This window comes from Candidatus Woesearchaeota archaeon (assembly GCA_021735165.1).
Lineage (GTDB): Archaea > Nanobdellota > Nanobdellia > Woesearchaeales > 21-14-0-10-32-9 > JAIPET01.
On the sequence record JAIPHP010000016.1, the window covers coordinates 19,268 to 27,470 of the forward strand.

The 8,203-nt window shown below is 31.5% G+C and carries 12 protein-coding genes and 1 tRNA gene; 6 read left to right on the forward strand and 7 right to left on the reverse strand.

Annotation, left to right across the window (positions count from 1 at the left end; all coding sequences use genetic code 11):
* Positions 1-7: 7 nt before the first annotated feature.
* Positions 8-673, forward strand: a complete 666-nt coding sequence (locus K9L97_04545; protein MCF7872275.1) for a DEAD/DEAH box helicase — start codon at positions 8-10, stop codon at positions 671-673.
* A 79-nt stretch (positions 674-752) separates the two neighbouring features.
* Positions 753-1,061, forward strand: a complete 309-nt coding sequence (locus K9L97_04550; GenBank protein ID MCF7872276.1) for a YkgJ family cysteine cluster protein — start codon at positions 753-755, stop codon at positions 1,059-1,061.
* Here the strand turns inward: K9L97_04550 and dut are convergent, their stop codons facing one another.
* Together dut and K9L97_04560 are read right to left on the reverse strand one after the other, a co-directional pair.
* Complete coding sequence (dut, locus tag K9L97_04555) at positions 1,062-1,487, reverse strand: dUTP diphosphatase (protein MCF7872277.1); 426 nt, start codon at positions 1,485-1,487, stop codon at positions 1,062-1,064.
* Positions 1,488-1,490: 3 nt separating this feature from the next.
* A complete protein-coding gene (locus tag K9L97_04560; protein MCF7872278.1) occupies positions 1,491-1,904 on the reverse strand; it encodes a secondary thiamine-phosphate synthase enzyme YjbQ in 414 nt (137 codons plus the stop codon).
* 312 nt (positions 1,905-2,216) lie between these two features.
* Here K9L97_04560 and K9L97_04565 point away from each other — a divergent pair, with 312 nt between their 5' ends.
* On the forward strand, positions 2,217-2,684 hold the full coding sequence (locus K9L97_04565) for an RNA-binding protein (GenBank protein MCF7872279.1): 468 nt from the start codon (positions 2,217-2,219) through the stop codon (positions 2,682-2,684).
* Positions 2,685-2,909: 225 nt separating this feature from the next.
* Here the strand turns inward: K9L97_04565 and K9L97_04570 are convergent.
* Together K9L97_04570 and thrS are read right to left on the reverse strand one after the other, a co-directional pair.
* A tRNA-Arg gene (locus K9L97_04570) sits at positions 2,910-3,051 on the reverse strand.
* Between the two features lie 53 nt (positions 3,052-3,104).
* Positions 3,105-5,024 carry a threonine--tRNA ligase gene (gene thrS / locus K9L97_04575; GenBank protein MCF7872280.1) on the reverse strand — a complete coding sequence of 640 codons (1,920 nt, stop codon included), beginning with the start codon at positions 5,022-5,024 and terminating at the stop codon, positions 3,105-3,107.
* A 181-nt stretch (positions 5,025-5,205) separates the two neighbouring features.
* Between thrS and K9L97_04580 the strand changes: the two genes are divergently transcribed.
* Complete coding sequence (locus K9L97_04580) at positions 5,206-5,853, forward strand: hypothetical protein (GenBank protein ID MCF7872281.1); 648 nt, start codon at positions 5,206-5,208, stop codon at positions 5,851-5,853.
* Between the two features lie 14 nt (positions 5,854-5,867).
* On the opposite strand, the gene albA is transcribed toward K9L97_04580, so the two are convergent.
* Both albA and K9L97_04590 read right to left on the reverse strand, forming a co-directional pair.
* Positions 5,868-6,149 carry a DNA-binding protein Alba gene (gene albA, locus K9L97_04585; GenBank protein ID MCF7872282.1) on the reverse strand — a complete coding sequence of 94 codons (282 nt, stop codon included), beginning with the start codon at positions 6,147-6,149 and terminating at the stop codon, positions 5,868-5,870.
* A gap of 17 nt (positions 6,150-6,166) precedes the next feature.
* Complete coding sequence (locus tag K9L97_04590; protein ID MCF7872283.1) at positions 6,167-6,352, reverse strand: 30S ribosomal protein S17e; 186 nt, start codon at positions 6,350-6,352, stop codon at positions 6,167-6,169.
* A gap of 134 nt (positions 6,353-6,486) precedes the next feature.
* On the opposite strand from K9L97_04590, the gene nucS reads away from it, so the two are divergent.
* Entirely contained in the window at positions 6,487-7,233 is a 747-nt protein-coding gene (nucS, locus tag K9L97_04595; GenBank protein ID MCF7872284.1) for an endonuclease NucS, read from the forward strand.
* A gap of 52 nt (positions 7,234-7,285) precedes the next feature.
* On the forward strand, positions 7,286-7,954 hold the full coding sequence (locus tag K9L97_04600; protein ID MCF7872285.1) for a hypothetical protein: 669 nt from the start codon (positions 7,286-7,288) through the stop codon (positions 7,952-7,954).
* Positions 7,955-7,976: 22 nt separating this feature from the next.
* Here the strand turns inward: K9L97_04600 and K9L97_04605 are convergent.
* On the reverse strand, positions 7,977-8,203 hold a 227-nt coding region (locus K9L97_04605), incomplete at its 5' end, for a DsbA family protein (protein MCF7872286.1).

An 8,203-nucleotide genomic window follows, 5' to 3' on the forward strand; every position in this document is an offset into this window, starting at 1 on the left:
TGCTTTTATGAAAATTTCTTTAATGAAAAAACAAATTCCTCAAAGGGTTTATGAATTATTAGAACAAAAAGGTTTTGAAGAACTTAGACCCTCCCAGCATAAAAGCATTAGTGCTGGCTTGTTTGAAGATAAGAACTTGCTTGTATGTACGCCTACTGCTTCTGGAAAGACTTTAGTTGCAGAGTTTGCTTTCTTAAACGCCGTTCTTCACGATAAAGGAAAAGCAGCCTATATTGTTCCTTTGAAAGCTTTAGCATCTGAGAAATATAAGCAATTCAAACAAGATTATCCTAATTTAAAAATAGGTGTTAGCTCAGGAGATCTTGATTCTGCAGATACTTATTTAGGTCAAAACGATATAATAGTAACGACAAGTGAAAAGTTCGATTCTTTACTAAGACATAAAGCGCAGTGGATTGAACGATTAAAGACTGTTGTGATTGATGAGATTCATTTGCTAAATGATGTAAGCCGAGGTCCTACTCTTGAAATAATAATAACCATTCTAAAACAGAAACTAAAAAATATTCAAATAATAGGTCTTAGTGCAACCATAGGCAATCCTGAGGAATTAGCAAATTGGCTTAATGCTGAGCTTATTGAGGATAACTGGAGACCTGTAAAGCTTAGAAAAGGAGTCTATCTTGATGGAGAAATAGAATTTGATGATTAAAATTTTGATATGAATGCTCTTAAAAAAAGTTAAGCTGAAAATTAATGACACAAAAAGTTAAATTGGAAAGATTTAAATCTTGAAAATAATTCTAATCTTAGTGAACCATAATCCTTGTGGCAATTGTCATAATTGTTGTAGAGGAACTCTTGTCCGAGTAAAAAGTTCGGATATTAAACGATGGAAAAAACAACAAAGATATGATATAATTCTTTGTGTTGAACGTTGGGTTGACAATTCTGCTTTTTTGATTCATAAACCTAAAAGTCAAGATTGTATTTTTTTAAAACAAGGTTTTGGTTGTATAGTGCATGAAACAAGACCTGATGTTTGCAAAAAATTTCCTTATAGTAATAAACAAAAAAAGAAATATGATTGCGTACTTTGATTAAAATTTTCCACTACTGCCAAAACCGCTTTCCCCTCTTTTAGAAGCTGTTAATTCTTTTACTTCTTCAATTTCAGGGCGCACTATTGGAAGCATCAATAGTTGTGCTATTCTTTCTCCTTTCTCAATTTTAATTGTTTCTTCAGAAGTATTTAGTAACACAACCAAGTATTCCCCTCTGTAATCTGAGTCTATGACTCCTGCAAGCGTTGTTATGCCATATTTGGCTGCAAGACCAGATCTGTCTTTTACAACTATGACATTGCCTGGGGGAAAAGCTATTGATATTCCTGTTTTGAATGCTTTTCTTTCTCCAGGTTTTAGAATGTAACTTTCTATGCTATGTATATCCATTGCGGCATCGTTTTCTCTTACATATCTGGGTATTATTGCTTCGTTGGTCAATTTTTTTATTTGTATTTTCAAGTTTTATTCTCCTATTATTTTTATTAGAACTTTTTTTCTTCTTTGTCCGTCAAATTCTGCGTAGTAAATTTGTTCCCAAGGTCCTAAGTCTAATTTTCCCTTTGTTATTGCCATTGTCACTTGATGACCCATTAATTGTCTTTTTAGGTGTGCATCAGCGTTGTCTTCTCCAGTCAGGTGATGTTTATAGTTTAGACTTGAAGGCGCTAGCTTTTCAAGCCATTCTTGAAAATCCTGTATTAATCCAGATTCAGCATCATTAACATATACTGCCGAAGTTATATGCATCGGGTTTATTAGGACAAGGCCTTCCCGTATTTCAGATTTTTTTATTTCTTGAGCTACAAAGTCAGTTATTAAAATAAATTCTTGTGTTTTTCTAGTGTTAAATTCTAAATATGCTGTGTGAGATTTCATAAGTGTTTGAGTTAAACAAAACTTTATAAATTTTTTTAAGAATTTGAATTTGTTCTAAAATTTTGTTTTCATTTTTGAGCGCCAGTCATAAAAAAAATCAGATTATGCTTTTTTTAAGATTTTGTTTCTCTTATTAAGAGGTTTTAGGAAATGAGAAAGCATCATAAAAATAGTGCCCGAGGAAATATTTCCTCGGACCGATGCTTGTTGTTGGGTTATATTTATGAAGGAAAACTACATTAATAAGTTTTGTGAATCATTAGTCTGGATAATACCAAAAATGTTATAAGTGATTATTTTTTTATTAAAGTGATGAAATTAAGAACATTAAGTAAATCCGATATTAAGTTGTTAAATAAACAAATTTTTGAACTATACAGTTTAGAATTGTTTAATAAAAAAGATAACGTTCAAAAACTTGATATAGAAGGCTCTGAATATATTAAAGTTAATGATGAAGTAGCATTTTTTTATTTTGAAAAAAAATTAGTTCCAACGATTAAGCTGTTGTTAAAAAATAATTTTTTAAAAAGAGTCGTTGTGGATATGGGCTCTATTAAATTTTTGTGTAATGGAGCAGATGTTTTAAGACCTGGCATTGTTAAAGTTGAAGAATCTATAAGTAAAAATGATACGGTCAGCATAGTAGATGAAAAAAATAATAAATGTATAGCGATTGGAAAGACTTTATATGCTTCGAATGAAATAAATTCTATGGATTCTGGAAAAGTCATAAAGAACATTCATTATGTCGGAGACAATATTTGGAGTATTTCTTAGTAACTTGTTTAATTGATTCATAAATTTTTTAAAACACTTTAAATAGCTAAAACTATGACTTATAATTATGGCAATAATGCATATGTTTCAAACACTATCAATTATGAGACTAGAACTGGCGTTTATTTGCCTATGAGAAAAAACTCATTTAAAGGAGTTTGCAAAAGAACATGTATTTCTATAGGAAAATGTACTTGTAAATAAATTCTTAATGTTAAATCGAGATGAGCCCAGGAGGATTCGAACCCCCGTCTACCGGTTTCTGCGAAACAAATCTTTTAAATAAGCTTTATTCTTGCTCATTTTATGAGATTTTCTAAAAATCTCTCCGAAGCCGGTTGTACTATCCAGGCTATACTATAGGCCCATGTTTTATTAGAATAATTATTGTTTATTTAAAAATGTTGATAAAAAATTGTTTTATTGCTTGTTTTTTATTTCTTCAAGCAATTGTTTTTTGAAGTCTTCTAGATTCTTTGTTCCGTGGAGATCTCCAGTTCTTGTTCTTATGTTGACTGTTTTTTCTTCTGCTTCTTTGTCCCCGACGACCAAAATATAGTTTACTTGATTTAGTTGGGCATTCCTTACTTTTTTGTTTAGTGTTTCTTGTTTGTTGTCTATGGTTACTCTTATTCCTTGTTGTTTAAGTTCTTCTTTTATTTTTTCAGCGTATATTTCGTGTCTATCAGCAATTGTTAGTATTCTTACTTGTTCAGGGCTTATCCATAAGGGGAATTTTCCTGCATAGTGTTCTACTAGTACTCCTAAAAATCTTTCTACGCTTCCAAGGATCGCTCTATGTATCATCACGACTCTTTCCCTTCCACCATTTTGGCTTTCGTATGTTAAGTCGAAATTTTCTGGCATTTGAAAGTCTAGTTGTATTGTTCCGCATTGCCATGTTCTACCGATTGCATCTTTTAAGTGAAAGTCTATTTTTGGACCATAGAACGCTCCATCGCCTTCATTTAGTTTGTAGTCTGCTTTCATTTCCAGAAGCGTTTCTTTTAGTGTGTCTTCTGCTAGTGTCCAAAGCTGCGGGTCTCCCATTGCTTTTTCTGGTTTTGTGCTTAATTCCATTTGGTATTCAAAACCAAATGTTTTATACACAACATCTATTAGTTCTAGAAGTTTTTTTACTTCTTCTTTCATTTGTTCTTTTGTGCAAAATATGTGCGCATCATCTTGAGTAAAACATCTTACTCTAAACAGTCCTGAAAGAACTCCTGAAAGTTCGTGTCTGTGTACTAGACCAAATTCTCCCATTTTTAAAGGTAACTCCCTGTAGGAGTATCTTTTGTTTTTATAAACTATTAAATGTCCTGGGCAGTTCATTGGTTTTACTCCGAAATCTTGAGAATCTATTTTTGTTGTATACATATTATCTTTATAGTGTTCCCAGTGCCCCGATTGTTTCCACAAGTTTTGATTTAATATTATTGGAGTTTTTACCATTTCATAATCTCTTTCTTGTAATAATTCTGTCATAAAAGTTACTAGTTTATTCCAAATATATGTTCCTTTGTCGTGGAAGAAAGGCATTCCTGGTGCTTCTGTGTGAAATGAATATAGATCTAGTTCTCTGCCTATTTTTCTGTGATCCCTTTTTTCTGCTTCTTCAATTTTTTTAAGGTATTCATTTAGTTCTTTTTTATCTGGGAAGCTTATTCCGTAGATTCTTTGTAGTTGTTTGTTTTTTGCATCTGCTCTCCAGTATGCTCCTGCTATTTTAGTTAATTTAATTGCTTTTAGCATTCCTGTATTTGGAACGTGAGGTCCTCTGCATAGGTCTTTGAATTCTCCTTGTTCATAGTAGGAGACTTTTTCTTTTGGGTTTTCTTTTTCAAATTCTTCGAGAAGTTCTATTTTGTATTTGTTGTTTGAAAATATTTTTTTTGCTTCTTCATATGTTACTTCGTGTCTTTTTACGTCTATTTTTTCTTTGACTATTTTTTTCATTTCTTCTTCTATTTTTGTTAGATCTTCTTCTTTAAATGGCGGATGATCTATATCGTAGTAAAATCCTTCTTCTACTACAGGCCCTATTGTTAGTTGTGCTTCCGGAAATAGTCTTAATATTGCTTGGGCTAATAGGTGTGCTGATGAGTGCCTGAATATTTCTTTTCCTTCTTCGTCTTTAAATGTTAGAATTTTAAATTCTTCCACATCTGTTGTCAAACTGGTTGTCAAGTCTAGGATTTTTCCATCTACTAGAATTCCTAGTGCGTTTCTACCTAAGAATTCGCTTATTTCTTGGGCTATTTGCAGTCCTGTTGTTCCAGATGCGTATTGTTTCGTTGAACCGTCTGGAAATTTTAGGTTTATTTTTTTGTTTGACATTTTAGTTGTTAGAATTCATTGATTTTTATTTAAAGGTTTCTAATGATTAGTTTTGTTTTGGGTTTCAACGGAGATTTTTAGTTTTTAATGATGCTTTTTTGACAAATTATGCGTTTTTTGAGCAATATTTTTAAGGAATTTTTTGGTTAAATTTATAAACGCTGTTTATTAGTTAGAGTTTATGGGTTTTAGTTTTGAGGTGGGATGGTCTTATTGGAAGGAAATTGCCATATTTATTTTCGGTGTTGTCATTTATAGTGTTTTTATTTTTCGTTTTTATAGGTTTGTTGCTAGAAAAGATGTTTTTCCTTTGGATTTGAATCAGTATAATAATGCAACTCATGATTTTTGGGAGAAGTTTTTAAGAGTTTTATTTTATGTTCTTGAGTATTTGATTATTTTTCCTTTTTTTGTTTTTGTGTGGTTTGCTGGTTTGAGCGTTCTTGTTACGTTGATGGCTAATGAAGTTACTAATGAGTTGATGCTTATAGGTATTGCAGTTGTTGGAGCTATTAGGATTTGTGCTTATTATGACGAGGATCTTGCTAAAGATTTAGCAAAGCTTCTGCCATTTGCTTTATTAGGTGCTTTTGTTGTTAATACTAGCAATTTTACGTATGTTCCTTTGATGGATTTACCAAGCACTGCTTTGCAGAATGCAAACATTTTAGTTTATTATTTTGTTTTTGTTATTTTTTTAGAATTTGTTTTAAGAGTTTGGCATTTTTTAAGTTATGAGAGTCCTGAAGAGCTTGAAACCGATAAGAGCGTATTCTCTAAAAATTTGAGGGAATCTAAGTTAAATGATATTTTTAATAAAAAAATTTAGAAAAAAAATTGTTTTTATTGTTTTTGAAGAATGATTTCTATTGTGGATACTCTGACATCTCTGCCTTCTTTGTTTTGGAATTCTTCACTGTTGATTCTTATATCCTTTATTGCGATTTGGTCTTTTAAGAATCTTTTTGATGCGACTTCAGCTACGTCTACTGCTCTTGCAATGAATTTTCCTCTTGCTTTTATTATTACTTCTTCTGCGCCTTTTGTTGTAAACTGCACAACTACACTTGTTACGTAGTTCATAAAAGGTTTGTTCCCGATAAATATCGAGTTGTCTTCTGTCATCATTTGGTTTCACCTACCTATTCTGCTTTTTTAATTCTTGTCACGTATCCTGCGATTATATTTCTTAGTTTTTTGCTTGTTTGCGTTATTCTTTCGGATACTTTTGTTTTGTTTTCATCGAAGTTTTTTGTGAATTCTTCTCCGTGTGTTTCCATTAGTTCATTTGAAATTGCTTTAGCAAGTCTTGTCTTTATCCTTCCCATCGTTATACCTCTTGGTATTGAAATAGCATTTTATTTATAAAGATTATGTTGTTTTTAGGACTTTTTTATTGTTTGAGGTTAAGAGTTGTTTTTTGTAAACTTTTTTATAGTTTGAGTTCTTGCTTTTTGTTCTTATGGATTTGAATTTATTTCGTTTGGATGTCGAAAAAGCTTTGGCAGGTAATGAAACTATTAGTTTTTTTTGTAGGTGTAAAGTTAAGTATTCTGGAAGAGCCGAAGCTGAATTAGGAGATGGAGATAGGTTGATTGTTATTAAAGCAGATAATAGCATTTTAGTTCACCAACCTGAAGGCAGCAGTCCTATTAATTATATGAAAAATGAATCTAGCGTTGTTTTTGATGAGAACGAGCAAGGTATTTTAGTTTTAAGTTCTTATAATTCTAAATTTAAAGATTATTTAGATATTGAAATTTTGCGAGTGTATTCTTTACAGCATATGAAGCTTGAAGATGGTAAGAAGCTTGTTTTGGTTGGTAGTGAGAAAGATATGAGTGATATGATTAAGGAACATCCTGATTTAATTGGAAGAGATTTTAAGCCTTTGTCTAGAGAGGAACATACTAAATTTGGTTTTATTGATGTATTTGGTCATGATAATAAGGGTAATTTAGTTGTTGTTGAATGTAAGAGGTATACTGCAGGTTTAAGTGCTATTCAACAGCTAAGAAGGTATGTTGAGAAAATTGTTGAACTTAAGGGCATTAAAAGCGATTGTGTTAAGGGTGTTATTGCTGCTCCTGAGATTGCTCCTAATGCTAAGGAAATGCTTGAAAAGTGGGGATTTAGTTTTTGTGCAGTCAATCCCCCTAAGAGATTGGAGCGTTTTAATAAGGATCAAAAAAGTTTAGTAGATTTCTAACCACTCGTCAGTGGAAATATTTATATAGTAGTTATTTTGAACTAAAAAAAATATGAAAGATTTTGAAGAAAAACAAGCAAACGAAATTTTTTCTAAGAAAAAAACAAGTGGATTTTTGCAATGGGCTAATTTAACTGCGTGCGCTGCTTTTTTTGGAGGATTTTTTTACTTGCAGTCTTTAGGAGATAAGTTTTCTTTTGATGAATCTATTGGTTTTGGAACTTATAGCAATAAAGTTTTTATGCAAAATGTTTTTGAATGGTTTAATAATGTTGATTTTGATAAACCCTTTTATGGACTTAATTTTTTAAAAAATGAGATGATTTATTTTGCTAATGACGCAAAGGTTGTTGTTGAACATAAAATTGGCGAAACAGATATTTTTAGGGGTGGTTTTGTTGATGATTTGCCAGACAGAATTGTTGTTTATTCAGATGACAATGTTTTAGAATTGGAAAAGGAAGTTCTTCTCACCTCACGTGAGCAAACTCTTAGATTTAAGGATATTCCTCTTCCTTTCAATGAACCAAATAGTGCTAAGTTTGAATATTTGAAGAGAGTTGCAGAGTATAATCAATTAAGACATAATGTTTGGGAAAGTGAGCGATTGAAAGATTTAAAGAGGCCTAATAATGATTTGAAAAATTACCCAGTTATTGATAAAAATTACTCACCAGAATATGCTTCTAACAATAAACAATATTTAATAAAAAAAAATTAATAAAAAAATTAAAAGTTATTTTTTAGTTTTCTAGTGCTGTATTTATTGCTTGTTCAAATACTGCGTATGGTTGTGCTCCGCTTATAAGTTCTCCATTTATTATAAACCCTGGAGTTCCTTTAATACCATTAGCCTGACCTTCCGCCATATCATCCTTAACCTTCTGCGCATACTCACCAGAATCCAAACAACTATTAAACTGCTCAACATCCAAACCTAACTCAACAGCATACTGCTTAAACCCAGCAA

What these genes read in the sequence shown, in the direction of transcription:
- K9L97_04545 (MCF7872275.1), top strand. Translation starts at nt 8, where the DNA reads ATGAAAATTTCTTTAATGAAAAAACAAATTCCTCAAAGGGTTTATGAA.
- K9L97_04560 (MCF7872278.1), bottom strand. Translation starts at nt 1,904, where the DNA reads ATGAAATCTCACACAGCATATTTAGAATTTAACACTAGAAAAACACAA.
- K9L97_04565 (MCF7872279.1), top strand. Translation starts at nt 2,217, where the DNA reads ATGAAATTAAGAACATTAAGTAAATCCGATATTAAGTTGTTAAATAAA.
- thrS (MCF7872280.1), bottom strand. Translation starts at nt 5,024, where the DNA reads ATGTCAAACAAAAAAATAAACCTAAAATTTCCAGACGGTTCAACGAAA.
- K9L97_04580 (MCF7872281.1), top strand. Translation starts at nt 5,206, where the DNA reads ATGGGTTTTAGTTTTGAGGTGGGATGGTCTTATTGGAAGGAAATTGCC.
- albA (MCF7872282.1), bottom strand. Translation starts at nt 6,149, where the DNA reads ATGACAGAAGACAACTCGATATTTATCGGGAACAAACCTTTTATGAAC.
- K9L97_04590 (MCF7872283.1), bottom strand. Translation starts at nt 6,352, where the DNA reads ATGGGAAGGATAAAGACAAGACTTGCTAAAGCAATTTCAAATGAACTA.
- nucS (MCF7872284.1), top strand. Translation starts at nt 6,487, where the DNA reads ATGGATTTGAATTTATTTCGTTTGGATGTCGAAAAAGCTTTGGCAGGT.
- K9L97_04600 (MCF7872285.1), top strand. Translation starts at nt 7,286, where the DNA reads ATGAAAGATTTTGAAGAAAAACAAGCAAACGAAATTTTTTCTAAGAAA.